Raw genomic sequence first — 24,384 nt, forward strand, 5'->3', positions numbered from 1 at the left:
AGTGAGCGACGGGAGTACAAGGCGAAAAGGTGCGAGATAGCGACCGGGGTCGCGCTCGACTTTAGTTGTCCTAAATGTGCATGTTGAGCAGCTTTTCAACCCAGCACGGGCTGCCCCAGCATCGGCTGCCGCAGTAATCCCTAGCGCAGTAGTTTTTCAGAGGTTCCTTAGCTGTGCCCGGTCAACTGGAAAAGGGAGCTTGCATGTATTGTTCAATTCTTCTGTTCGCCGCTATGTGCGTTCAGTTTGAGATCTCGCGATCAGCTACTCGGTCGCCAGGGAGCGCGGTAAATACCGTGTTGTTCAGCCTGACAAGCAATGGACTACTGAACAGAAGCAATTTTATCCGATACAGTGCCGGCCCTTTTTTGGCCGCTCAATAATAAGAGGACTTACGTGTGCGATTCTCAATAAGCAAAACTCTGACCGCAAGCTTACTAGCACTCGGCGTAGCGACTGCAGCCCAAGCAGCTGAGTCGACAGTACATATCTACAACTGGAGTGATTACATTGGCGAGAACACCTTAGCCGACTTCCAGAAAGCCACTGGCATCAAGCCGGTGTACGACGTATTCGATTCCAACGAAACCCTTGAAGGCAAGCTGCTGTCTGGCAATACCGGCTATGACATCGTGGTGCCGTCTAACAATTTCCTGGGTAAACAAATTCGTGCTGGCGCGTTCCAGAAACTGGACCGTAGCCAACTGCCTAACTGGAAAAATCTTGATCCGCGCTTGCTCAAGCAGCTAGAGACCAATGATCCGGGCAACCTGTATGCCGTGCCTTATCTGTGGGGCACCAATGGCATCGGCTATAACGTCGATAAAGTTAAAGAAGTACTGGGTGTCGACCATATCGATTCGTGGGCGGTGCTGTTCGAACCAGAGAACATGAAGAAGCTGACTGCTTGTGGCGTGTCGTTCCTTGACTCGGCGGATGAAATGATCCCGGCAGTTCTTAACTACATGGGCCTTGATCCAAACAGCAAGAACCCGGACGACTACAAGAAAGCGGAAGAGAAGCTTCTGGCAGTGCGTCCATACGTGACTTACTTCCACTCATCAAAATTTATCAGTGACTTGGCTAACGGCAATATCTGCGTGGCCGCGGGTTTCTCCGGCGACGTACTGCAAGCTGCAGACCGTGCTGAAGAGGCGGGTAAAGGCATTGATATCGCTTACGCGATTCCCAAAGAGGGCGGCAACCTTTGGTTCGACATGATGGCAGTTCCAGCGGACTCGAAAAATGTCAAACAAGCGCACGCGTTTATCAATTACTTGCTGCAACCTGAAGTGATTGCCGGTGTAAGTGATTACGTGGGCTACGCCAATCCTAACATTAAGTCCGCCAAGTTCATGGACGAGGATGTCAGCACAAATCCATCGATATACCCACCACAAGAGGTGCTGGATCGGTTGTATATCCAGCAGGAAATGCCTCGCAAGATCCAGCGTCTAATGACACGCAGCTGGACCAAGATTAAGTCGGGACAATAATTTAAGCAGCCCGCTGCCAAGTCGGCGGGCGCGATTTCGCGGGAGTTTTGGTAATGGCAGTTGCTTCTAGCACCTATAAAAAGGTCCTTGAGGGTGATCAGCAACCGAAAGAGGTGCTGGTTAAAATCGAACGTGTGACCAAGAAATTTGATGAAACGGTTGCCGTTGAAGATGTCTCTCTGACTATCAATAAAGGCGAGATCTTTGCCTTGCTAGGCGGTTCTGGCTCGGGAAAATCAACGCTATTACGCATGTTGGCAGGTTTTGAACGACCGACCGAGGGGCGCATCTTCCTCGACGGTGAAGACATCACCGATATGCCGCCATACGAACGACCAATCAACATGATGTTTCAGTCTTACGCATTGTTCCCGCATATGACTGTGGCTGAAAACATCGCTTTCGGTCTCAAGCAAGACAAAATGCCAAAAGCTGACATTGAGGCGCGTGTTGCCGAGATGCTCAAGTTGGTGCACATGACCGAATATGCCAAGCGCAAGCCGCATCAGTTGTCGGGTGGTCAACGTCAGCGTGTGGCACTGGCACGCTCTCTGGCGAAAAGCCCGAAGCTGCTGTTGCTCGATGAGCCAATGGGCGCTCTGGATAAAAAACTGCGCTCTGAAATGCAGTTGGAACTGGTTGAGATCATCGAGCGCGTAGGCGTGACCTGCGTAATGGTGACCCACGACCAGGAAGAAGCCATGACCATGGCCCAGCGCATTGCCATTATGCACCTGGGTTGGATTGCGCAGATCGGTAGCCCGATTGATATTTATGAAACACCGACCAGTCGCCTGGTTTGCGAGTTCATTGGTAACGTCAACCTGTTTGAAGGCCAGGTGGTTGAAGATGCTGAAGCGCATGCGCTGATCGACAGCCCAGACCTTGAACGCAATATTTTTGTGGGCCACGGTGTCAGTACCTCGGTACAAGACAAGAGCATCACCTACGCGATTCGCCCTGAAAAACTGCTGGTCACCACTGAACAGCCAGCATTCGAATACAACTGGTCGCGCGGTACTGTGCATGACATCGCCTACCTTGGCGGTCACTCGGTATTCCACGTGCAGCTGCCAAGTGGCAAGATCGTTCAGTCCTTCGTGGCTAACGCTGAGCGCCGTGGCGCACGACCTACTTGGGACGACCAAGTCTTCGTCTGGTGGGAGGACGATAGCGGGGTGGCATTGCGCTCATGAACATATCCCGAAGCATCAGTCGCCGGATGCCCAAGGGCCGGCATGTCGTAATCGGCATTCCGTTCATTTGGCTATTTCTGTTCTTCCTGCTGCCTTTCATCATCGTGATGAAAATCAGCTTTGCCGAAGCAGACGTCGCGATTCCGCCATACACCGAGATTTACACCTGGGCTGAAGGTCAGCTGTCGATCATTCTCAATCTGGGTAACTACATCTTCCTCACCGAAGATGAACTGTACGTGGCAGCCTATCTGGGCTCGCTGAAGATGGCTTTCATCAGCACGTTGATCTGCCTGTTCATTGGCTATCCAATGGCTTACGCGATTGCCCGTGCCAACAAAGAAATGCAGATGGTTTATCTGCTGTTGGTGATGATGCCGACCTGGACTGCGATCCTGATCCGGGTTTACGCCTGGATGGGCATCCTCAGTAACAACGGTTTGCTCAATGGTTTCCTGATGTCGATTGGGGTTATCAGTGAGCCGTTACAGATACTCAATACCAACTTTGCGGTGTACATCGGTATTGTTTATTCGTACTTGCCATTTATGATTCTGCCGCTGTTTGCCAACTTGGTTAAACATGATCAGAGCTTGCTTGAAGCAGCCTCTGACCTCGGTTCAAGCACCTTTAACAGCTTCTGGAAAATCACTGTTCCGCTGTCTAAAAACGGCATCATTGCGGGCTGCATGTTGGTATTCATTCCAGCGGTAGGCGAGTTCGTGATTCCTGAACTGTTGGGTGGTCCAGAAACGCTGATGATCGGTAAAGTGCTTTGGCAAGAGTTCTTTAACAACCGTGATTGGCCGGTTGCTTCGGCACTGGCGGTGGTGATGCTGGCGCTGTTGATCGTGCCAATCATCCTGTTCAACCGTAACCAAGCCAAAGAGATGGAGGGCAGGGCATGAATAAGCGCTTTAGTTTCTCCAACATTATGCTTTGGGTCGGCTTCCTGTTTATCTACCTGCCGATGCTTATCTTGGTCATCTACTCGTTCAACGGTTCCCGTCTGGTAACCGTTTGGGGTGGCTGGTCGGTTAAGTGGTACGTCGGTTTGCTTGATAACACGCAGTTGATCAGTGCGGTCATGCGCTCGCTGGAAATCGCCTGCTACACCGCAATTGCTGCGGTGGTGCTGGGTACGATGGCAGCGTTTGTGTTGACTCGTGTGACACGCTTTAAAGGCCGCACCATGTTCGGTGGCTTGGTCACCGCCCCACTGGTAATGCCAGAGGTCATCACCGGTCTGTCGTTGTTGCTGCTGTTTGTGGCGATGGCGCAGATTTTAGGCTGGCCATCGGAGCGTGGCATCGTAACCATCTGGATCGCGCACACCACCTTCTGCACCGCCTATGTGGCTGTGGTTGTGTCGTCGCGCTTGCGTGAACTGGACCTGTCGATCGAGGAAGCGGCGATGGACCTCGGCGCGCGCCCATTGAAGGTGTTCTTCTTGATCACCATTCCAATGATCGCGCCATCGTTGGCAGCCGGTGCAATGATGTCCTTCGCACTGTCGCTGGATGACCTGGTATTGGCGAGCTTCGTTTCCGGGCCGGGTTCTACGACCTTGCCGATGGAAGTGTTCTCGGCGGTACGTCTTGGGGTTAAACCTGAGATCAACGCCATCGCCAGTCTGATCCTGCTCTCGGTATCGCTGGTGACCTTGATGGTCTGGGCGCTGACTCGTCGTGCGGAAAACGCACGCAAGAAAGCAGTTCAACAGGCGATTGACGAGGGAACAAAATCGACTTGGAAGCAAGCTCCGACGAGCGCCAAAAGCTGATTGATAAACGGTGAATAAAAACGGGCCTTATTGGCCCGTTTTTTTATACTTTAAATTTAAAGCTTTAACCGTAGTTGTCGATTAATAGTTATGCGCTGTGCAACTGGGATGGCTGATTAATACTATTGTACTGATGACGAATGCCAAGCAAAGCTGCATAGTTAAATTGTCAGTAGTGGCTAAATAGTGGCGTGCGGTTGAATCCCACTGATTACGCAGCCTGTACAAGTTTCAGTGTAAAGCTTGTAAAGATTTTCGCGTATTAAAAGTTGTGTCGATATAGCGATTAATGGATTAGCTAATAAGTATTAATACATAAGCAATGTGTATGTGCTTGTGCAATATCAGTGTATGCAGTTTCTAATTGAATACAGGGCCGGCGAGGGTCACTTCATGTTTAATGCATTGCGTAAAACAGATCGCTTAGAACAAGAGCGCGCAACGATTGCATTGGCTGCGGTCAGTGAGAAGTTAGCGGCAATCAGTCGTTCAATGGTGATGATTGAATTCCGCCCTGACGGCATCATTCTCGATGCTAATCAGAATTTCTGTGAAGCCATGGGGTATGGCGCGGAGGAGATCCGCGGCAAGCATCACCGAATCTTTTGCGAGGAGTCTTATTATCGCAGCGAGGCGTACACCAAGCTATGGGCCGATCTGGCGCGAGGTGAGCCGATCAGCGACACCTTTATGCGTTTGGATAAGTCAGGGCGCGAACTTTGGCTTGAAGCCAGCTACATGCCGGTTAGAGACGCTAATAATCAAGTTGTGAGCGTGATCAAAATTGCCTCCGATGTTACTCAGCAGGTGCACCGGGAACGTGAAGGCAAAAGCATTATGGATGCGCTGAGCCGTTCGATGGCAGTCATTGAGTTTTCCCCGGATGGGCACATCCTAAGTGCCAATGAAAACTTCCTGAAAACGACGCATTACTCACTTGATCAAGTGAAAGGCCAACACCATCGTATTTTTTGTGACCGCAGTGAAAGCGAGTCGATGGGATACAAGAACTTTTGGGCCTCGCTGAACCGTGGTGAATTTCATTCCGGGCGTTTTAAGCGCGTTGACAGTCGCGGCCAGCGAATCTTTCTTGAAGCCTCTTACAACCCGATCTTTGATGCCAAAGGCCGCTTGTACAAGGTGGTTAAGTTTGCCAGTGATATCACCGAGCAAATGGTTGGCCAGCAAAGCGCTGCAGATGCTGCGCATGCCACCTCATTGCAAACCGATACGTGCGCGCAGAAAGGTTCTTCAGTTGTGCAGCAAACGGTCAAGGTGATTGAAGATATCTCCAGCGACTTGAATAATGCGGCGAAGAGTATTGATGCGGTGAACAAACAGTCTGAGCTGATCGGCAATATTGTTCAGACTATTCGCGGTATTGCCGACCAGACCAACCTGCTTGCACTCAACGCGGCTATCGAGGCGGCCCGGGCAGGCGAACATGGCCGTGGCTTTGCTGTCGTTGCCGATGAAGTTCGAAGTCTCGCTGCGCGTACCAGCAAGGCAACACTTGAGATTGTCGAGGTGGTACGCCAGAACCACGAACTGTCGCTCAGCGCAGTTGAAAGCATGCGTTCGAGTTTGGGCCGAACTGAACAGGGCGTCGAACTGGCCAATGAGGCCGGTGAGGTGATTCTCGAAATCCAGCAAGGTTCACGGCATGTTGTGGATGCTATCAGTCAGTTCAGCACCACGCTGCGGCTGCAGTAAGAAGCAATCAATGGTCGCGGCATCTATCGCCAGTACCGAGCGATAGATGCCGCGACCTTGATCTGATTAGTCTGCGTCTTCCAGTTCGTCGTGCAGCAAACCAAGGATCTGGCGTTTCATGCCGATGAATTGTTGATCCATAACCATATCGAGGTCACGTGGGCGCTGAATTGGCACATCCAGCGTTTGCTGAATATGACCCGGCCGTGCGCCCATTACATAAATCCGATCACCCAGCAGAACGGCTTCATCAATGTCATGGGTGACAAACACCACGGTCTTCTTGCGGTTTTCCCAGATGCGTAACAACAGCTTTTGCATTTGCATACGGGTCTGGCTGTCGAGCGCGCCGAATGGCTCATCCATCAACAGAATTTGCGGGTCATTGGCTAATGCGCGAGCAATCGCTACGCGCTGCATCATGCCGCCAGATAGCTGTTTGGGGTAGTTATCCGCAAAAGACGTCAGGCCAACCTCGTTGAGATAGAAATCCACCACCTCTTTACGCTCAGCAACCGGCATGCGTTTGCGCTTAAGCCCAAACTCAATATTCTGGCGCACGGTCAACCACGGGAATAGCGTGTAGCTTTGGAACACCATGCCGCGGTCTGCACCGGGACCGTCAACCCGTTGCCCGCCCACGTATATCTCGCCATCGCTGGGCTCAGCAAGCCCGGCTGTTAAATAAAGAAGACTGGATTTACCGCATCCGGAAGGGCCAACTATCACTGCGAACTGTTGGTCAGGAACTTCCAGTGAGACGTTATCCAGCGCAGTGAAAACGCCGCCCGATGGTGTGTCGTAACGCAGACTGACGTTGTTCACACGCAGTCGCGCAGGCAGGTCGTTAGGCTCTGTTACAGATGCCTGAATGTCGTGTCGCACCGCAGCTACTGCGCCCATGAGGCCACCTTTAAGCGTAAGAGTCGGAACAGTTGATCGGTCATCAAGCCAAGCAGGCCGATGATCGCGATGGCCAGGAAAATCACGTCTACTTGAAAGCCACGCATGGCTTTCAAGCTCATGTAGCCCAAACCGCTGGAGGCTGCGACCAACTCTGCAACCACAAGATAAGTCCACGCCCAACCCATGGTTACGCGCAAGGTGTCGAGTATTCCCGGCAGCGAGGCTGGCCCAAGCACATGCATCACCACATCGCGGCGACTGGAGCCAAGGGTGTAGCTGGCATTGATCAGATCCTTGGATATGCCTTTTGATACGTCGGCGATCATCACCAACTGTTGAAAGAACACGCCAAAGATGATCACCGTGACCCGCTGTTCGAGACCAATTCCAATCCACAAAATAAACAGCGGTACAAAAGAGGTCACCGGCAAATAGCGGATGAAATTAACCAGCGGTTCAAGCAGTGCCTGAACGATGCGAAAGCTGCCCATCAGCAATCCCAGTGGTACGGCGACCAATGAAGAAATACCGAAACCGATGACCACAACTTCGACACTGGCCAGCACGTGCTTGCTTAATGTGCCATCGGCGCCGAGGCGCACCGCGGCGTCCAGTACGGCACCCGGTGTCGGTAAAAACATGGTTGGAACGACGCCGCCATAAGAAAAAAGCGCCCATAAACCTAAGACCAACACCCAGCAGGCGATGCTGGCGGTCAGGGTAAGTGTTGCGGGAAGCTCAACTTTGGGCGTCAGGCACCGCTGCAAGGTAGATTTTTGAGTAGCCATACGGCGTCTCCGAGGCATACGCAAGTGTCAGAAGGCCCGCCGCTGTCGTAACAACCGGCGGGCGGCGAGGCTATGGTGTGACGAAGCGGGTATCGACCAGGTCGCTGTAGCTGGCGCTGTATGTCTTGCCTTGCAGTTTGCTCCAGGTCTCATTGGCCAAGTTGATGATGTTGGCAATGTCGCCTTGCGTTTCAGCTGTGCCGAGCAGTTTTTCACTCATGGCTTGGTCGTAGAAACGCACGCCTTTAGCGGCTTCTGCGAGTTCCTTGGGGTCGGAGAGGTAGCCGCCAACGCCCTTCGCCATGATCTTGTAGGCTTCGGCCGGGTGCTCTTTGGTGTACTCAACCGCTTTGTACAAGCCGCTGACCAGCGCTTTCACGTCTTCAGGTTGTTTGTCGATGACATCGCAACTCAGTGCCACCACGTCGACAATCACCCCAGGTGTTTGGCTACTGTCGATCAAAACCTTGCCTATCTTCTTGGTGCGAACCAATGATAAATGCGGCTCCCAAGTCACGGCTGCGGGGATACGCCCGGCAATAAACGCGGTTGCAGCGTCGTCTGCGGTCATGTTCTTGATATCCAGATCAGCCATGCTCATGCCTTTTTGCTTGAGCAGGTACGACAGCCAGAACTGTGAAACCGAACCTTCGTTCACCGCAATTGACTTGCCCTTCAAGTCACTCAAGCTATTCACATCGTTGCCGACGAGTATGCCATCACCACCTGAGCTTTCGTCCAGAGCCGCAACTGCCTTGAAGCAGAACTCCTTGGAGCGATATCTGAGTATTTCATCAATGGTCGAGGCTGAGCCGGACAACTGACCAGAAGCCTGCGCCGCCATATACATGGCGGCTTCCTCAACGGTGGTCAGTTCAACGGTCAGGCCTTGTTCCTTGAAATAGCCAAGGTCACGGGCCAAGTACAGCGTGCCGTAGCCGACCCAGGTGGTGTGCCCAATCGACAAGGTGCCGGCTTGAGCAGTTGCAGTGCCTGCTGCCAGTGCAGCGCAGAGCAGAGTTGGGGCGAAGTAATTACGTAAGGACTTGTTCATAACGCACTCCCACAGCCTTTCGGCTTGTTATAGGTTTGTAGTGGCAGAGCTGGTCAGTTGACCAATAAACGTCCGTTGCGCCGGTCATCGGGGCCGGCACTGGAGTATTTCTTTACCCTCTACGGGGCTTTTTAAGGGTTAAAGCAAACCCAGTTGCTGTGCAGTCCGATCTACTGCTCGGCGGGTTTTCTCGACCAGTTCATCCAGCGTTGCGTGATCGGCAACCAGTGCTGGAGCCATGATCATGCGGCCTAAGGTTGAGCGAATAATGACCCCTTCCTCAAAGCCAAATGTGCGGCATTGCCAGGTGATATCGCTTTCGTTGGCGAAGCGTTTGCGCGTGGCTTTGTCTTGGCAAAACTGCAGCGCCGCGACCAAGCCCGTGCCTTGAATTTCACCAATCAGCGGGTGATCCGCAAACACCTCACGCAAAGCTTTATGCAAGTAAGGGCCGGTGTCGTTTTTGACCTGGCTGACAATCTGTTCATCGCGAAGCGCCTTGAGATTGGCGATGGCTACGGCTGCGGCAACCGGGTGGCCAGAATAGGTCAAGCCGTGGGCGAAGACGCCGCCTTGCTCGACCAATACTTCAGCCATGCGCTTGCTTAGCACCAAGCCACCCATTGGGATATAACCCGAGGTCAGACCTTTAGCGATGCTCAGCGTGTCTGGCTCGAAACCGAAGTATTGGTGGGCGAACCACTCACCGGTGCGGCCGAAACCGCCAATCACTTCATCGGCGCACAGCAGCACGTCGTACTTGCGGCAAATACGTTGGATTTCTGGCCAGTACGATTCAGGCGGGAAGATCATGCCGCCAGCGCCCTGGAACGGCTCGGCAACAAATGCAGCGACGTTTTCAGCGCCGAGTTCGAGAATCTTGCTCTCCAGTTCGCCCGCCGCTTTCAAGCCAAACTCGGCTGGGCTCAGGTCGCCGCCTTCGGCGTACCAGTAAGGCTCACCAATGTGGGCGAAATCAGGCAGCATGCCGCCCATTTCATGCATAAAACCCATGCCGCCCAATGCCGTGCTGGCGAGGGTCGAACCGTGGTAGCCGTTCCAGCGGCCGATCATGACTTTTTTCTGTGGCTTGCCAAGAATTTGCCAGTAACGGCGCACGGTACGGATCAACACCTCGTTAGCTTCAGAGCCAGAGTTAGTGTAAATCGCGTGGCTGTAATGAGCGGGCAGCAGACTGAACAACAGCTCGGAAAGCTCGATCACCGCCGGGTGCGTGGTGTGGAAAAACATATTGTAGTAAGGCAGCTGCTCAAGTTGGCGGGTCGCCGCTGCAACCAAGTCGTTGCGACCGTAGCCAAGATTGGTGCACCACAATCCAGACATGCCGTCGAGGTAGCGGTTGTCGTCGTTATCCCACAGATTGAGGCCCTGGCCTCGGACCATCACGCGAGCACCTTCTGCGTTGAGCGCCTTCTGGTCGAGGAATGCATGAATGTGGTGAGCCGCATCCAGTGCTTGATAATCCTCGGTTGTGCGTTTTGGGGTGAAGGGGGCAGTCATTACAAAACTCCTCTTAGCGCAGCTGAAACCAAGTTGTTTTTAGTTGGGTGAATTTATCGAATGCATGTAGCGACAAGTCGCGGCCGAAACCTGATTGCTTGCTGCCACCGAAGGGCACGGTGACATCCAGCGCGTCCACGGTATTGACTGAAATGGTGCCGGCCTTGAGTTTTTTCGCTACGCGGTGAGCGCGGTTCAGATCATCACTCCACACCGATGCAGCGAGGCCATAAACACTGTCGTTGGCAAGCTGGATGGCTTGTTCTTCAGTGTCGAATGCGATCACCGCCAACACCGGGCCAAACACTTCCTCGCGGGCGATCTGCATAGTGCTGCTGACGTTGCACAAAATGGTCGGTTCGATGAAGTTTGTTGAGCCGTTGAACTCACGTTGCTTGGCGCCACAGACGACTTGCGCTCCCTCATTACGCGCTTGCTCGATGTAGTCGAGAATGCGTTGCGTCTGGCGGGAATCAACAATGGCGCCGGCAGTGCTCGCAGGGTTGAGCGGATCACCCGGCAACCAGGCGCGGGCTTTATCGATAAGCAGTTCAACAAACTGATCATGAATCGAACGCTCAACCAATAGTCGTGAATTGGCTGAGCAGACTTCGCCCTGATTGAAGAAGATGCCGAAGGCAGCTTTCTCAGCGGCCAGTTCAAGGTTCTGGCAATCAGCAAATATCAGGTTGGCGCTCTTGCCGCCGCACTCCAGCCATACCTGCTTGAGGTTGGATTGTGCAGCGTATTGCATAAAGTATTTGCCCACCTCGGTAGAGCCGGTGAATACCAGACTGTCGACATCTGGGTGTAACCCCAGCGCTTTGCCTGCGGTTTCACCCAGGCCCGGCACTACGTTGAGTACGCCAGCGGGAAGGCCCGCCTCAAGCGCAAGTTCTGCTAAGCGTAGGGCCGAGAAGGGCGATTGTTCAGCGGGCTTGAGCACCACGCTGTTACCGGACGCCAATGCGGGTGCAAGTTTCCATGCGGCCATATCCAGCGGAAAGTTCCACGGCACGACGGCGCCAATTACCCCGAGCGGTTCGCGCGTGATAGTCGCCAGCGTGTTGGCCGCTGTCGGAGCGACCTGGTCATACAGTTTGTCGATGCTCTCGGCATACCAGGCGAACACGTTAGCCGCGCCTGGCACATCGATATTCCAGGCATCCATCACCGGTTTGCCCATATTCAGGGAATCAAGCAACGCCAGTTCTTGACGATTTTCGAGGATCAATGCGGCCAGCTTTTGCAGCACGGCTTTACGCTCCACTGGGGCCATGCGCGCCCAAGAACCATTCTCGAATGCTTCACGCGCAGCGCTAACGGCCAGATCAATCTCTGCCTCGCCGCATGCACTTACCTCGGCAAGCACTTGTTGGGTGGCTGGGTTGATGGCCGCGAAGGTTGTGCCGCAAGCAGGGGTTACCGGTTGGCCTGCAATCAGCGCGGTGGTGATAAAGCGTTGCTGCTGCGCACGTTGTTGCCAGTCACTGAATTCAAACACCGGACTCACCCTCGCTCACTGCCCAAACTGAATAGGCGTTGTTGATTGCAGTAGGGTCGATGGTGGCTGATGCGCGCTCTAAGGAAAATTATTAAATATGTCTTCGGGGTATATGAAAAAGCTGGTTAAGCAAGCACCAATAAGGAGCGCCATGCAAAGTGATTGTGCAGTAAGGTTAAGCGAAGGCGGTTTTATCCTTGCAGTTGCGCATCTGCGCAGTGTGCGGATAGCTTGGGACGGCCGACATAATCAATAACAGCAGTGAGTTATTCGAGTTTCAGCGAGGCAAGGCGAGTAATTTGCTTGCAAATGCTGATGCATTAAACCGAATAATTAAACACTGCAATGCCCCATCCTGGTTCGCCGGGATGGCCAGACGAGGTTTATCGTGGCGGCTTATACCCTGCGTCAATTGAAGTATTTTGTAACCACCGTCGAATGCGGCAGCGTGGCCGAAGCATCGCGCAAGCTTTACATCGCCCAACCGTCGATATCGACCGCGATCAAGGGCTTGGAAGAAAGCTTTGGTGTACAGCTATTCATTCGTCATCACGCTCAAGGCGTATCGCTGACACCGAGCGGCGCCCGCTTTTACCGCAAGGCGCAAGAGCTGCTGCGCATGTCCCACGAGTTTGAGCAGAACGCGCTGGCAGACAACGACGTGGTCTGTGGACAGATCGATATCGGTTGTTTCGAAACCGTTGCGCCCTTGTATTTGCCAGGATTGATTGCAGGCTTTCGCACGCTGTATCCGGGTGTGGATATCCGCATCTTTGATGGTGAACAGCAAGAGTTGGTGCAGGGTTTAACCGGTGGCCGGTTTGATTTGGCGATTCTGTATGAGCACGACCTCGATGCCACCATTGAGGTTGAACCGCTGATGCCGCCGCAGCCGCCTTATGCGCTGCTCCCGGAAAATCATCGCTTTGCGCAGCAGGCACAGGTTTCACTGCGCGATTTGGTGCTGGAGCCGATGATCTTGCTCGATGTACAGCCGAGCCGTACCTATTTTGTCAGCCTGTTTGAAGAGCTCGGTCTGACCCCGAACATTGGTTTCAGCTCACCCTCAATCGAGATGGTACGTGGCATGGTTGGCCAAGGTTTTGGCTTCTCGGTGCTGGTCACCCGGCCACGCTCGGAATGCACCTACGACGGTCAAAAAGTGGTGATGGTCGATATCAGTGAAACGGTCACCGGTTCCGGTTTGGTCGCCGCTTGGCTTAAACGTGCACAGCTAACCAAACCGGCGCAGTTGTTTGTTGACTACTGCAAAGAACATCTAGCTCCGCCGAGTGAGGCCAATGGCGGATAAAAAAGCGCTATCTACCTTACGGTTTTGTTAAACCATTGCGCCAAACGACTGAGCATGGCGTCGCACTGATTGAGTTGTTCAATGCTGATGAACTCGTCTGGCTTGTGCGCTTGTTCAATGCTGCCCGGACCGCAGACAACGCTGGCAATCCCGGCTTTATCAAATAAACCGCCTTCGGTGCCAAATGCAACGGTGCTGAAATCATCGGATTGGCTGAGCAGTGCAATTAACTGAGCAGCTGGGCTTTCGGCATCGGTTGCCAAGCCCGGATACGCGGAGAGTTGGCTGAATTCAATAGCGGTCTGTTTGTTGATCGCGTGCATCTTTGGCAGTAATTCGCTGTGGGCGAATTGCTCCAGTTGGTCGGCGACTATTTGTGGATTATCCGATGGCAACGCGCGAACTTCGAAATCAAACTGGCATTCAGCGGGGACAATGTTCAGCGCCCGCCCGCCACTGATAACGCCGGTTTGCACGGTTGAAAAGGGTGGCTCAAAACGGCTGTCGTGCCGTTCGGGGGCACGCAGGTGCTGGCCGATTTCACCGAGTTTGCCAATCAGCTGTGCTGCATATTCGATGGCATTAACGCCTTGCGGGGCGTAAGCCGAGTGACAAGCCGCGCCCTGAATATTGCAACGCATGGCCAACTTGCCTTTGTGCCCCAGCACCGGCTTCATCAAAGTGGGTTCGCCGATGATACACATGCTCGGTTTATGCGGTCGTTGCTGCAAGTCTGCGAGTAATGAGCGCACGCCAAGGCAACCCACTTCTTCGTCGTATGAGAAAGCAAAATGCACGGGTTGTTTGAGTGGCGCGGCAAGAAACTGCGGCACTGCGGCCAGTACGCAGGCGATAAAACCCTTCATGTCGGCGCTGCCGCGGCCAAATAAACAGCCGTCACGCTCGGTCATGGAGAAGGGCGGCAGGGTCCATGCCTGACCATCGACCGGCACCACGTCGGTATGCCCTGAAAGCACCACACCGCCAGCGATATCCGGGCCAATCGTGGCGAACAGATTCGCTTTGCTGCCCTCGGCGTTGAAGAACAACTGACACGGGATATCGAAGCCTTTGAGGTAGGCGCTGATAAATTCGATCAGCGCCAGATTTGACTCGCGGCTTACGGTATTGAACTCAATCAGTTTGCTCAGTAATTGACGGCTGTTTTGCATGACTGATCTCTTCGGGAAATAGCACTATTCGTCGCCAGGCACGCCGTAAGTCGGGGCTTTGGTCGGGTCGAGTGCGCGGGTCACATAGTCCTGCATCTGTGGGCGATAGGCTTGCCAAAGCTTATTCAAGTGTGCAATTGGATCGTGCTCTGACCAGTCGACGCGCAGATCAATAATAGGCCATAACAGATCGCTGACGACCGACAGCGCAGCAGAATGCACGGGGCCTGCTTCGCCACCGGCACTCATTGCCGCGTTCAGCGCATTCAGCAAGCGATCGGCAAGGGCTTCGCCCGCGCTGTCTTCGAAGGCACGGACCATGGCCACGATCACCGCCTTGTTACTCAAAAGATTGCCTGCCGCAACGCAACTCTCACCTGCGAGAGCATGGTTAATCCCCAGCGCCTGGCTGCCAGTGAAGTGCGCGGTTTCACCATGCATGTCGATCACGGTGACTTGGCGGTACTGGCTGTAGCCGTGGCGCGAAAGTGCCTTGTCCAGTGCGCTGGCGGCAGGCTCACCTGCTTCTAGCAAGTCGAGAATCTCCGGGCCAAGTGCAGGTAAGGTGATGTTCTGGGTTGAAACCGCGCCAACCGAGCCTTTCAGCCACGGGCAACGTGCGCCAACAGCGATGCTTGATGAGCTAATGGCGATACCCAGTTGGCCGGTTTCTGGACAGCGGCCGACAATTGAAAAGGTCATGCTTGCTCCTCAGGAATTACTGCAATTACATCAATCTCCATCAACCATTGCGGCTGGCCAAGTGCAGAAACCACCAGCCCGGTTGAGATTGGAAATACACCTTTTAGCCATTTGCCGACTTCCTGATACACCGCCTCACGAAAGCGCGGGTCGGTCAGGTAAGTGGTGGTTTTGACGATGTGGCTCATGTCACTGCCAGCTTCTTCAAGCAGTTGCTTGACGTTCTTCATTGCCTGCTCAGCCTGTGCTCGCGGATCGCCCAGCCCCACTAGATTGCCGTCAAAGTCGGTGCCGACTTGACCGCGTACATACACGGTGTTGCCCGCCCGCACAGCCTGGCAAAGGTCGTTATCCAAAGACTGATTGGGATAGGTGTCTTTGGTGTTGAACATACGGATGCGAGTGTGTGTCGGCATCAACTGACTCCCATGATACGAAGGGGTTTCGAGGCGTCGCTAGCTTCAGCCTGACGCTGCGCGGCATCGCGGTAGTCGCGGTACTTGTGTTGCGTGACGATGTGATCAGCAATGTGTTTGGCGTCGTGCCACACGCCCCAGATAAAGGTCGAGCCACGACGTGACAACCAAGGCAAACCGAGAAAGTAGATGCCCGGTTCGCTGGAGACACCGCGTTGATGCTGCGGCTTGCCTTGGGCATCGAAGGCGTCAACCTTGAGCCAACTGAAGTCAACCGCATAACCGGTCGCCCAGATGATTGAAGTAATGCCCGCCGCCGCTAAGTCCAGCTCAAGAATCGGCTGGGTGACGCATGCCGGGTCCGGGTATTTTTTGCGCGCCTCGGGCTCTTCTGGCAAGTCGAGCTGATTACGTTCGATATAGGCATCGGCGGCGTCGAGCAGCGCCAGATAGTTCTCATCGCCCCGCGCCAGGTTCTCGGCAAGGTCCGGCTGAAAGGTTACAACGCCATTGTTGAAGGCTTTGGTCAGGCCAACAAGGGTCATGCCTTGGCTGGCAAGGTTGCGAAAATCAATTGTCTGTCCGCCCCGCGCGCCACTCACCGCAATGGTGACGTGTTCTTTGCCCGGCTGCGCTGCTTCTGCATCCCACTGGCCAAGTACGCCCAGCCACCAGCAAAAATCACGATTGCGATAGCTGCGTGGCGGGCGGTCATGGGCGCCAACCGAGAGGTAAACCTGTTTGCCTGCACGCATTAATTCATCGGCGATTTGCACCCCGGATGAGCCCGCACCGACCACCAGCACAGCACCCTCGGGCAGCTGCTGTGGGTTGCGATATGTCGCTGAGTGCAGTTGGTGGATGTCGCTATCGGTTGGCGCAATTGGTGGGATCACCGGACGCTGGAAAGGGCCCGTGGCGGCAACCACGCGATTGGCTTCGATGATGCCTTCAGAGGTTTCGATGGTGAAGCCTGGGCGGTCGCTATTGCGCATAACCTGTTTCACTTCCACGCCCGTGCGAATCGGCGCGTTGAAGGTTTTGGCGTACTCGACGAAGTAATCCGCGACCTGTTCTTTCGGCGCAAAAGCATCGGGGTCAAGGTCGAATTCCAACCCCGGAAAGCGGTCATGCCAAGCTGGGCCATTGGCAACCAGTGAGTCCCAACGCCCGGTTCGCCAGGCCTCGGCGATGCGGTTGCGCTCCAAGACAAGGTGTTCTACCCCAAGTTTGCTCAGGTGTTCGCTCATGGCCACACCTGCTTGGCCAGCGCCAACGACAAGCGTATCGATTTGAATGTTTTCAACTGTCATATCTGAGCCCATGTGGAAGGCGGGACTGATTCAGGTCGAGACGCGGCCTTTACTGACGGCGCCGAACTGCCTACACCCGCATTCTGTCCACCGGGGCTGATTAGCGAAATTATGTTTTTTGTCGTTGTTGCCTATCTAAAAGCTGCTTTGCCTTGCAGCTATAGGCCTCTAGGCCACTGCTTGCCGGGTGTGAGAGGTTCAGTTAAACGCAGAGAGTTGCCGCAAGGTGTGGTTAATAACTGTGCGGATAGCGCCGGTGCCAGCAACAAATACCGGCTAACGAGCTTTAGCCAGGATAGGGTCTGACGAGAAAACCTTCCGGTTTCCACCATGGCTGTGGAGAGGGACATTAGAACAATCAATGTGAGGGTAAAGATCAAAGCGTCGCTAACGGCCAGAAGCGATTACCCGCGAACGGCTTCTAACGACCTCAAACAGTCGTTCAGCGGCATAACAAGTGTGGTCTGCCTCCGACTGTTCGTGTGGGATGCGGGTGTAGGATGTTTCCTATTGTTTACGAAAAATGGATGTAGGTCAGTTTCTCATCGCCGATACATGTATCTTCGGTAATCCAAGGAACAACTGGGTATGGAGCTTAGGGCGGCATTCAGCTGTGTTTCCTGACTCCTGATTTCTGACTGGAAGATTTGATTCTCAGTCTTGAAATTTGAATTACCACGTTAGTTCATTGCGGAGAAGATCATATGAAAACTTCTATCAAGTTGTTTATTGCTATCTGCAGCGTCCTGATTTCCAGCAGCGCACTCGCTGTCGATGGCACCATCAATATTACCGGTAATATTATCGACGCTTCCTGCACCATCAGTATTAATGGTGGTGCTGCCAACACCACTGTTGAACTGCCTAAAGTATCGACTACCGCACTGGCTTCTGACGGTGCTGTGGCCGGTTCTATGCCCTTAAACTTCAATCTATCAGGATGTCCGCCAAACAGCGTTGTACTCGCCTCCTTCGAATCGAACAATGTCGATCAGAGTACCGGCTTTCTGGCCAACAAATCCGCTGCGCCCGCTGGCAACGTTGAGGTACAGATTCTTAATCGTAATGGTCATGTCATCGACCTGCGTAACCAGGTCAACAACTTCGGTGGCTTTACCGATGCCATCGGTAACACCAATCTGACATTCAACCTGCGGTATGTCGCAGTGGGCGGCGCCGCGACTGCTGGGGGCGTTGATACTCTGCTGGTTTATACCTTGCATTATCCCTAAGCAGTTTTACCAAGAAGCAGACCACGATTGCTATGCTACGACGACCAACAATCGTAGCCTGTACCCTAATGCCTATGAGACCTTTGAAGGCACTCCCTCCGTGATCGCTGCATAGCGCTGAACGAAAACTGCCAAAAGGAAGCTGGTATGAGTTTTAAACGCAATTCGCTGTTGTTGGCATTAATAGGAGCTTTACTGGTGAACCAGAATGTCTCTGCTGCTACGGGAGCTGCACCACTGGATGCAAAAGCCAGTGAGCCACAACTGCTGGGCTTGATGCAGGGCACACCACCGGCTGCAGAAAAAGTCGTGAATTTTTCCAACTTTCTGCAATTTCCTTTCACTCGCTGGTCGTTCTCCCACATCCGTGAAGTGGTGCCTACGGTGCAGGTGCCCCGCGGCAGTGGCGCGGTTAGCGCACTGCCCCGCGCTGAACGTGACGATATTGATGGCCTGAGTTTCAAACCCATGGGTAGCGACAACGTCATGACCTGGAAGCAGTCGCTGGCGGCCAATTACACCGATGGCATTGTGGTGCTGCACCGCGGAAAGCTTGTGTACGAACGTTATTTGGGTGCGCTTAAACCTGAAGGGCAGCATATTGCCTTTTCCGTGACCAAATCCTTTATCGGCACCCTGGCTGCGATGCTGGTTGCTGATGGGACGCTGGACGAAAACGCGTTGGTTTCACGTTATGTGCCGGAGCTCAAAGACAGCGCATTTGGCAATGCCACCGTGCGGCAAGTAATGGACATGACCACCAGCATTGATTATTCCGAAGACTATGCCGACCCCAAAGCCGGTGTTTGGGAGTACAGTCGCGCCGGCCATCTGATACCGCGTCCTGCCGGCTATACCGGCGCCACCTCCCTCTACGGCTTCTTGCAGAAACTTAAAGCCGACGGCGAGCACGGCCAGGAGTTTGCCTACAAAACCGTCAACTCCGATGCACTGGCCTGGGTGGTGCAGCGGGTAACGGGTAAGCCCTTTGCCGAACTCTTGCAAGAGCGAATTTGGAGCAAGCTGGGCGCAGAACAGGACGCCTACATAATGGTTGATGAGGTCGGCACTGGCTTTGCCGGCGGTGGTTTCAATGCCAGCCTGCGGGATATGGCCCGCTTTGGCGAAGCCATGCGCCTCAATGGTCGCTTCAACGGACAGCAGATAATTCCCGAAGCGGTGGTTGCCGATATCCGCAAGGGTGGGGACCAGAACCAGTTTGCCAAGGCAGGCTACAAAACCTTGCCAGGTTGGAGTTACCGCAATATGTGGTGGGTGACCAACAACGACCACCAGGCGTTTACAGCGCGGGGTATCTACGGCCAAACCATTTATGTCGATCCCAAGGCCGAGATGGTGATTGCCCGCTTTGCTTCCTACCCGGTGGCGATGAACGCCCAGATCGATCCGACTTCACTGCCTGCTTACTCTGCTCTGGCCGACTTCCTGATGGCCAAAGACAAATAGGGCATTCAACTCTTGATTGATCAGTGCTCTTGCCGCCACTGGTCAATCATCTCCCGCCGCCAGTTAGCTGAAAGGCTCTGGAAGTGTCCACTGCGAAGACGAGTTAAGCATTCCTTTCGAGAATGCATATTATGAAATTAATGAATTTTTATTATTTCATGATGTGGCGTAGCTTGATTCAAGGACATGGAGAATTGCCTTGAAATCATCCCCTCTAAATTCGGCTGAAAAATTCGATACCTCACGCGCCAATGAGTACGCACGGCAGAGCCGTATTGCACTTGCAGGGTATGACGCCTGCCAAGATTTGGCTGCTTGCATGCTGGCGGCAAGCCTGGGTAATGCGCGTTCCGCGAAAATACTGGTCGTTGGCGCTGGCGGTACGGCGCAAGAGATTATTGCGATGGCAACGTTGGAGCCGGGTTGGCGCTTCACGGCCGTTGATCCATCCGAGCCGATGCTCGAGGCTGCGGCGGAGCAGTTGAAAGCCAATAATTTGCTCGAAAGAACAAGCCTGTATCTTGGGCATGTTGAAGACCTTACCGCGGACGAATCATACGACGCAGCCACCTTGATCGGTGTGCTCCATCATCTCGATGGGGATGCTGCGAAGCGACAAATCTTACAATCCATTCAGGCTCACCTAAAACCGGGCGCGCCGCTGATCGTCGCAGGCAATCAATATGCTTATGCCAGCCAACCGTTACTGCTTGCCGCTTGGGGGCAGCGGTGGCGACAGCATGGCGCCAGCGCGGATGAAGTGAAGGCCAAACTCGGGAAAATCCTGCAAGGCGCTGATCCTCCGCAATCCGAGGCAGCAGTTCAAAAACTCCTGCATGACGCCGGATATGGAGACGCTACGCGTTTCTTCAGTAGCCTTTTCTGGGGGGCGTGGTTGACGTGCAAAGAGGTTTGAACAGGGGCGTGAATGACTGACTCTGGCTGGCTTCAGTTGCTCGTAATCGGCCGCTAGCGGCCCAGAGTGTGTAAAAACGCGTAGCTCAAATCGAAGTACGTGCGTCTGCGTGAAATCTAAAATTTGTTGCTATGTCAGCAAACCAAGATTTCGCATAGAAGCGCGATTTTCTGCGCAGCTGTGGGCGCCTAGTGTGCTCAAAAACGGTTTTACACAGCCAGGGCCAAAAGCGGCCCTTCACGACAGGCCGGGGTCGGCCAAGAGCGGACGTTTACGGATGATTTGAAGCCGTTTGGAAGCAAGGCACTATTCAAGAGCCCCTTGCTCCCAGCTCCAAGATGAAACGGGTGAAGACTGAGGGCCAGCCAGGTAAGAAACTCGCTAACTTCCGCTGGCCCATCTCCAGAGGGTGACGCATCCGGTGGTAGCGCAGGAAATAGCGTATCCAGTACCAGTAGGTCTTCTCGGTGCGAATGCTGTAGTGATTCACCCTAATGACGTTACGAAACTGTTCTCGCAGGCGTGGCTTGGCTGATGTGGTATCCATATCGCATCAACGCTGTATGTTTGCACAGTATTATTGGTTGCACAAAAAGAGGAGGCCAAGCGAATACAGGTTATATGCAACAGTAAGAAGATAACCAACTGTTTTATAAAGAGAATTTACGTATTGAATCGATCGGGTGAGGTGTTGTTATGAAGAAGTCACTAATATGCAATCATAAAGCCGTCGGTCCACTCAACTGTTAGAAGGAGGCACTATGAAAACAACAGTCGACCTTGAGATTTTTAGCCCACGATGGGGCAACGAAGATACGTATACGGTTCAGCTCAATCGGGATTTCATGGAAATAAAAATGTCCCCGAGAGTTTCGAGGGCCACATGGATAGAAAATCAAGATCCAGAATGGAGCGGCGAATCCATTCAGGCAATTATGAATAATGACAATATTTACCCACCAAAAATCACGCAAGATCTTTTCGAGCACGTATGGAAAGAGTGGCGAAACGGCGACATAAATGATCAACAAGCCGAGGCCGAACTTCAAGAAATTGCTAAATGGATCAACGCCGTTACTCGCGCGAAGCCAGATACAGAGTTCTGGAATAAGTACTTCTAACAAGTGGCTCAAATCGCTCGCTACGCTCACTGGGACGGGCTAAAGCCCGCCCCTTAGCTTAATCGTTAGGTTGCAATGAAAGTATGCAGATACTGACCTACAAAAGAACACATACTGGCGACCCCGACTCATCAGGTCGATTTGGCATCAATGACTGTATGGGCCGTATCCGCAATTGGAATTTTGATGCTGTAATCGGTGTCGGTGGTTATGGCTCGGAACCTAGGAGCTATGGCATTGAGGGGCGTATAAATTGGGTCGGCCTTAATCCAACCCGTACGCCACATCCACAAGGTTACGGTCAAATCGTAACCTTTGAGTCGTTTGCATTGTTTGAAGAAAAGGGACCACTGCTTTCCGAACTAGCCCCGCTCATAGCACGTCGCATGTACGAAAAACGGGCTCGCGTATTGTTCAAGTCATATTCTTCAATGGAAAAAGCCGAAGCAGAAGTTCTATTGCTATCTTTGCTAGGTAATAGCCAATCAATAACCCCTACCGTCAAAGCGCGCCGTAAATGCCACAAGTTAAGAGCCGTAAAAAATTGCCGCGTTGCAACTTAACAAATGGTTCAAACCGTTCGCTTCGCTCACTGGGACGGGCTAAAGCCCGCCCCTTAACCAAACGCTAGGCGAAAAATGAGCACCAAAGCCAAATTCGAGCTACATGCCCTAAATTTAGGAAAGCTGGTCGGCAATCTTTTGACAATCGAGATGGCAGCTAGAATGTTTCTAGCTAAGCACGACGAAGACTTTCAATCCAAGATCGCAACTCAGCTACCGCGAGTTTCGGAAGGGGATCTTGTCGAATCGGATGCGTTCACCAATGCTGACGACTTAAGGCAAACGCTGCAGAAGTACAACAAGCGTGCGCCCAATGCGTTGGCAGTTCCGATTGATGAGATTGTATCTCTTCGAGACGCGTTGGCGCACGGGCGGACATTCGGATTCGGAGAGATACAGCACCTGAGGCTACTTAAATTTAGCCGGAAAGCTGCCGAAGGAAAGCATCGTGTCGAGTTGGCGCAAGACATGAGCGAAACCTGGTTTGTGCACAACATCCGCGTGCTCGAATCCGCGTTACAGAGCCTCACGCAGGCGTTGGACTATGAGCAGCGCGAGTTTGACTAGCCCGGCGCCTAACAAGGACAGGCACAGCGACGGCTTTTCCGTTGCGGCTTCGCCTCCACTACAAAGCCGCGCGTGCTGGCGGCGTTAGGAAAAACTGAAATGCGCGGCTTCATTTACATTCTCCATTCAAATGAGCGCCCCGGCATTGTAAAAATCGGGAAAACCACCAAGTCACCCAAAATTAGATGCAATGAACACAATCGTGACTGGTATCTATCAATTAACTCTTGGGAAGTAAGATTCTGGCGATGGATCGAGAACTGCAATATCGCCGAAACTGAAATACACAAGCTATTCGTCAAGCACAATCTAGGCGCCAGAGGACATCGTGAAGCTTTCAGGGTCGACGTGAGAGTTGCTGAAGAGACAGCTATAAGAGTTTGCGATAAATACCCTGCGAAAGGTGACGAACCGACGGCGCCAATCTTGAGGAAAAAGAAAACCCTTGATCGAATTGCTTACGCCCACATTGCACGCAACGGAATGCTCACAGAAAAAATCATAGAATACAAAAAACTAATGTCAGAACTCGATTTCTACAAATGGCTTATGGAGATAAAAGAGTTACTGTAGAGCTCCTTCTAACCATCAGTCATTCAGCAGCCGCGCCTATGCCTAACAAATGGTTCAAGTCGCTCGCTTCGCTCACTCGGGCCCGGCTAAAGCCGGCCCCTTAACCAAACGTTAGAAGCACATGAAATATTGCGCCAGCCTTAAAGAAAAAACAGACTTAGTTCACCACCAATTTTCCGAGCTGATTGGCAAAGCAGTTGTAGGCTATGAGTTAGCGCAAATTTGGTGTGAGGAAACCGCCGCTTGGAGCGAGTGGAATGACCTTCCAGTATTTTTATCAATTGGTTCAGGTGAGCTTTCTATCTCATGGCAAAAGTTTGATGAGCTCGCTATAGAGGTTGATCGTGTTCTGCCTTTTTCACTTTGTGGGAGCACAGTGCGCTGGATAGATAGCGGAAATATCCATCTTGACGCTGCTATTGGGCGTACCGTTGAGTCAGTTTCTTTAGCACAAGGAGCAATGACAGTGGGTGGCAGCGAAATAGAAATTTGGACGCGCTTACTAATTCATTTCACAGGCGGTGGTAGCTTGGATATTTTCAATGCGCTTGACGAAAACGGCTTTGAATTTCATACCAAGGCTGTAGAGGCCGGCGTATCGTGCTTCTAACTAGTGGTTCAAATCGCTCACTTCGTTCGCTGGGACCGGCTAAAGCCGGTCCCTTAATCAAACGTTAGAGATCACGGCAGTGGATGTGCTATCACACAAATTCCTGGTGAGACTAGGCACTGATACCGGAGCAACCACTGCGCAAGAGCGGTTATCGGTTGATTTCCTCATTAACGGCACATCTCTACTTACAAATATCGTAAAAATTGATGGCGGTCACGATGACTTTATAGGTTGCTTAGTACGCGGTTTCCCGAAGCAAAACGTTCAAGCAGTGGAGCGGCTCACGTGTGTGACATCTCCAGACTCAGAGTCAGGAAGAGTCCTTTTATACGTTTGTCCAGAGTGCGGGGATATTGGTTGCGGTGCTTACAGTGCTTTCGTTGAGCGTGCTGGCGGCACCTACGCTTGGCGAGACTTTGCATATGAAAATGGCTATGAAGATCCAAGGCCAATTTC

The 24,384-nt window shown here is 52.9% G+C and carries 23 protein-coding genes and 1 pseudogene; 14 read left to right on the top strand and 10 right to left on the bottom strand.

Translation table 11 applies throughout. From position 1 onward, the window contains the following. Positions 1-398 precede the first annotated feature (398 nt). The 5 genes from B9K09_RS01375 (at position 399) to B9K09_RS01395 (ending at position 6,188) form a co-directional block, all read left to right on the top strand. Entirely contained in the window at positions 399-1,496 is a 1,098-nt protein-coding gene (locus B9K09_RS01375) for a polyamine ABC transporter substrate-binding protein (protein WP_256574176.1), read from the top strand. Positions 1,497-1,549: 53 nt separating this feature from the next. After that, positions 1,550-2,692, top strand: a complete 1,143-nt coding sequence (gene potA / locus B9K09_RS01380; protein WP_087515167.1) for a polyamine ABC transporter ATP-binding protein — start codon at positions 1,550-1,552, stop codon at positions 2,690-2,692. 26 nt (positions 2,693-2,718) lie between these two features. Further along, positions 2,719-3,600 (top strand): ABC transporter permease subunit, encoded by an 882-nt coding sequence (locus B9K09_RS01385; protein ID WP_177408693.1) that lies wholly within the window; start codon positions 2,719-2,721, stop codon positions 3,598-3,600. After that, on the top strand, positions 3,597-4,475 hold the full coding sequence (locus B9K09_RS01390; protein WP_087515169.1) for an ABC transporter permease subunit: 879 nt from the start codon (positions 3,597-3,599) through the stop codon (positions 4,473-4,475). Before B9K09_RS01385 ends, B9K09_RS01390 begins: the two co-directional genes overlap by 4 nt. Before the next feature lie 393 nt (positions 4,476-4,868). Continuing rightward, entirely contained in the window at positions 4,869-6,188 is a 1,320-nt protein-coding gene (locus B9K09_RS01395) for a PAS domain-containing methyl-accepting chemotaxis protein (protein ID WP_087518934.1), read from the top strand. A gap of 66 nt (positions 6,189-6,254) precedes the next feature. Here the strand turns inward: B9K09_RS01395 and B9K09_RS01400 are convergent, their stop codons facing one another. The 5 genes from B9K09_RS01400 to B9K09_RS01420 all read right to left on the bottom strand — a co-directional run bounded on the left by B9K09_RS01400 (position 6,255) and on the right by B9K09_RS01420 (position 11,961). After that, on the bottom strand, positions 6,255-7,091 hold the full coding sequence (locus B9K09_RS01400) for an ABC transporter ATP-binding protein (RefSeq protein ID WP_087515170.1): 837 nt from the start codon (positions 7,089-7,091) through the stop codon (positions 6,255-6,257). Further along, positions 7,079-7,882, bottom strand: a complete 804-nt coding sequence (locus B9K09_RS01405; protein ID WP_087515171.1) for an ABC transporter permease — start codon at positions 7,880-7,882, stop codon at positions 7,079-7,081. Before B9K09_RS01405 ends, B9K09_RS01400 begins: the two co-directional genes overlap by 13 nt. A 70-nt stretch (positions 7,883-7,952) precedes the next feature. Further along, a complete protein-coding gene (locus tag B9K09_RS01410) occupies positions 7,953-8,936 on the bottom strand; it encodes an ABC transporter substrate-binding protein (protein ID WP_087515172.1) in 984 nt (327 codons plus the stop codon). 138 nt (positions 8,937-9,074) lie between these two features. Next, positions 9,075-10,457 carry an aspartate aminotransferase family protein gene (locus B9K09_RS01415; RefSeq protein ID WP_087515173.1) on the bottom strand — a complete coding sequence of 461 codons (1,383 nt, stop codon included), beginning with the start codon at positions 10,455-10,457 and terminating at the stop codon, positions 9,075-9,077. Between the two features lie 13 nt (positions 10,458-10,470). After that, the gene (locus tag B9K09_RS01420; RefSeq protein WP_087518935.1) at positions 10,471-11,961 is read right to left on the bottom strand and encodes an aldehyde dehydrogenase; all 1,491 of its coding nucleotides are present in this window, start codon (positions 11,959-11,961) and stop codon (positions 10,471-10,473) included. 388 nt (positions 11,962-12,349) lie between these two features. Between B9K09_RS01420 and B9K09_RS01425 the strand changes: the two genes are divergently transcribed. Continuing rightward, complete coding sequence (locus B9K09_RS01425; protein ID WP_087515174.1) at positions 12,350-13,273, top strand: LysR family transcriptional regulator; 924 nt, start codon at positions 12,350-12,352, stop codon at positions 13,271-13,273. An 11-nt stretch (positions 13,274-13,284) separates the two neighbouring features. Here B9K09_RS01425 and argE read toward each other — a convergent pair whose 3' ends face one another. The 4 genes and pseudogenes from argE to B9K09_RS01445 all read right to left on the bottom strand — a co-directional run bounded on the left by argE (position 13,285) and on the right by B9K09_RS01445 (position 16,910). Further along, a complete protein-coding gene (argE, locus tag B9K09_RS01430; RefSeq protein WP_087515175.1) occupies positions 13,285-14,445 on the bottom strand; it encodes an acetylornithine deacetylase in 1,161 nt (386 codons plus the stop codon). A 24-nt stretch (positions 14,446-14,469) separates the two neighbouring features. Next, complete coding sequence (locus tag B9K09_RS01435; RefSeq protein WP_087515176.1) at positions 14,470-15,147, bottom strand: DUF1028 domain-containing protein; 678 nt, start codon at positions 15,145-15,147, stop codon at positions 14,470-14,472. Continuing rightward, on the bottom strand, positions 15,144-15,563 hold the full coding sequence (locus B9K09_RS01440) for a RidA family protein (protein WP_087515177.1): 420 nt from the start codon (positions 15,561-15,563) through the stop codon (positions 15,144-15,146). The genes B9K09_RS01435 and B9K09_RS01440 overlap by 4 nt, the downstream gene beginning before the upstream one ends. Next, positions 15,563-16,910: pseudogene (locus B9K09_RS01445) on the bottom strand (flavin-containing monooxygenase). Before B9K09_RS01445 ends, B9K09_RS01440 begins: the two are co-directional and overlap by 1 nt. Before the next feature lie 670 nt (positions 16,911-17,580). Here B9K09_RS01445 and B9K09_RS01450 point away from each other — a divergent pair. The 3 genes from B9K09_RS01450 to B9K09_RS01460 all read left to right on the top strand — a co-directional run bounded on the left by B9K09_RS01450 (position 17,581) and on the right by B9K09_RS01460 (position 20,491). Beyond that, a complete protein-coding gene (locus tag B9K09_RS01450) occupies positions 17,581-18,108 on the top strand; it encodes a fimbrial protein (RefSeq protein WP_087515178.1) in 528 nt (175 codons plus the stop codon). A gap of 147 nt (positions 18,109-18,255) precedes the next feature. Continuing rightward, complete coding sequence (locus tag B9K09_RS01455) at positions 18,256-19,575, top strand: serine hydrolase (protein ID WP_087515179.1); 1,320 nt, start codon at positions 18,256-18,258, stop codon at positions 19,573-19,575. A 199-nt stretch (positions 19,576-19,774) separates the two neighbouring features. Continuing rightward, positions 19,775-20,491, top strand: coding sequence for a class I SAM-dependent methyltransferase (locus B9K09_RS01460; protein WP_087515180.1), 717 nt, complete (start codon positions 19,775-19,777; stop codon positions 20,489-20,491). A gap of 310 nt (positions 20,492-20,801) precedes the next feature. On the opposite strand, the gene B9K09_RS01465 is transcribed toward B9K09_RS01460, so the two are convergent. Beyond that, positions 20,802-21,038 (bottom strand): phage integrase N-terminal SAM-like domain-containing protein, encoded by a 237-nt coding sequence (locus B9K09_RS01465; protein ID WP_256574179.1) that lies wholly within the window; start codon positions 21,036-21,038, stop codon positions 20,802-20,804. A gap of 214 nt (positions 21,039-21,252) precedes the next feature. Between B9K09_RS01465 and B9K09_RS01470 the strand changes: the two genes are divergently transcribed. The 5 genes from B9K09_RS01470 (at position 21,253) to B9K09_RS01485 (ending at position 23,925) form a co-directional block, all read left to right on the top strand. Then, complete coding sequence (locus B9K09_RS01470) at positions 21,253-21,612, top strand: hypothetical protein (protein WP_087515181.1); 360 nt, start codon at positions 21,253-21,255, stop codon at positions 21,610-21,612. An 83-nt stretch (positions 21,613-21,695) separates the two neighbouring features. Continuing rightward, positions 21,696-22,175, top strand: coding sequence for a hypothetical protein (locus tag B9K09_RS22525; RefSeq protein WP_157699314.1), 480 nt, complete (start codon positions 21,696-21,698; stop codon positions 22,173-22,175). Positions 22,176-22,250: 75 nt separating this feature from the next. Then, positions 22,251-22,742, top strand: coding sequence for a hypothetical protein (locus tag B9K09_RS01475; protein ID WP_087515182.1), 492 nt, complete (start codon positions 22,251-22,253; stop codon positions 22,740-22,742). Between the two features lie 99 nt (positions 22,743-22,841). Then, positions 22,842-23,315: a GIY-YIG nuclease family protein gene (locus B9K09_RS01480; RefSeq protein WP_087515183.1), complete on the top strand. Its 474-nt coding sequence runs from the start codon at positions 22,842-22,844 to the stop codon at positions 23,313-23,315. A gap of 121 nt (positions 23,316-23,436) precedes the next feature. Continuing rightward, entirely contained in the window at positions 23,437-23,925 is a 489-nt protein-coding gene (locus B9K09_RS01485) for a hypothetical protein (RefSeq protein ID WP_087515184.1), read from the top strand. Positions 23,926-24,384: the final 459 nt, after the last annotated feature.

This window comes from Pseudomonas sp. M30-35, assembly GCF_002163625.1.
Lineage (GTDB): Bacteria > Pseudomonadota > Gammaproteobacteria > Pseudomonadales > Pseudomonadaceae > Aquipseudomonas.

Excerpts from the sequence above, each read along its gene's own strand:
- B9K09_RS01395 (WP_087518934.1), top strand. The coding sequence starts at position 4,869 with ATGTTTAATGCATTGCGTAAAACAGATCGCTTAGAACAAGAGCGCGCA.
- B9K09_RS01405 (WP_087515171.1), bottom strand. The coding sequence starts at position 7,882 with ATGGCTACTCAAAAATCTACCTTGCAGCGGTGCCTGACGCCCAAAGTT.
- B9K09_RS01485 (WP_087515184.1), top strand. The coding sequence starts at position 23,437 with ATGAAATATTGCGCCAGCCTTAAAGAAAAAACAGACTTAGTTCACCAC.
- B9K09_RS01410 (WP_087515172.1), bottom strand. The coding sequence starts at position 8,936 with ATGAACAAGTCCTTACGTAATTACTTCGCCCCAACTCTGCTCTGCGCT.
- B9K09_RS01390 (WP_087515169.1), top strand. The coding sequence starts at position 3,597 with ATGAATAAGCGCTTTAGTTTCTCCAACATTATGCTTTGGGTCGGCTTC.
- B9K09_RS01415 (WP_087515173.1), bottom strand. The coding sequence starts at position 10,457 with ATGACTGCCCCCTTCACCCCAAAACGCACAACCGAGGATTATCAAGCA.
- B9K09_RS01455 (WP_087515179.1), top strand. The coding sequence starts at position 18,256 with ATGAGTTTTAAACGCAATTCGCTGTTGTTGGCATTAATAGGAGCTTTA.
- B9K09_RS01400 (WP_087515170.1), bottom strand. The coding sequence starts at position 7,091 with ATGGGCGCAGTAGCTGCGGTGCGACACGACATTCAGGCATCTGTAACA.
- potA (WP_087515167.1), top strand. The coding sequence starts at position 1,550 with ATGGCAGTTGCTTCTAGCACCTATAAAAAGGTCCTTGAGGGTGATCAG.
- B9K09_RS22525 (WP_157699314.1), top strand. The coding sequence starts at position 21,696 with ATGCAGATACTGACCTACAAAAGAACACATACTGGCGACCCCGACTCA.
- B9K09_RS01480 (WP_087515183.1), top strand. The coding sequence starts at position 22,842 with ATGCGCGGCTTCATTTACATTCTCCATTCAAATGAGCGCCCCGGCATT.
- B9K09_RS01475 (WP_087515182.1), top strand. The coding sequence starts at position 22,251 with ATGAGCACCAAAGCCAAATTCGAGCTACATGCCCTAAATTTAGGAAAG.
- B9K09_RS01440 (WP_087515177.1), bottom strand. The coding sequence starts at position 15,563 with ATGCCGACACACACTCGCATCCGTATGTTCAACACCAAAGACACCTAT.
- B9K09_RS01385 (WP_177408693.1), top strand. The coding sequence starts at position 2,719 with ATGCCCAAGGGCCGGCATGTCGTAATCGGCATTCCGTTCATTTGGCTA.
- B9K09_RS01465 (WP_256574179.1), bottom strand. The coding sequence starts at position 21,038 with ATGGATACCACATCAGCCAAGCCACGCCTGCGAGAACAGTTTCGTAAC.
- B9K09_RS01450 (WP_087515178.1), top strand. The coding sequence starts at position 17,581 with ATGAAAACTTCTATCAAGTTGTTTATTGCTATCTGCAGCGTCCTGATT.
- argE (WP_087515175.1), bottom strand. The coding sequence starts at position 14,445 with ATGCAAAACAGCCGTCAATTACTGAGCAAACTGATTGAGTTCAATACC.
- B9K09_RS01470 (WP_087515181.1), top strand. The coding sequence starts at position 21,253 with ATGAAAACAACAGTCGACCTTGAGATTTTTAGCCCACGATGGGGCAAC.
- B9K09_RS01435 (WP_087515176.1), bottom strand. The coding sequence starts at position 15,147 with ATGACCTTTTCAATTGTCGGCCGCTGTCCAGAAACCGGCCAACTGGGT.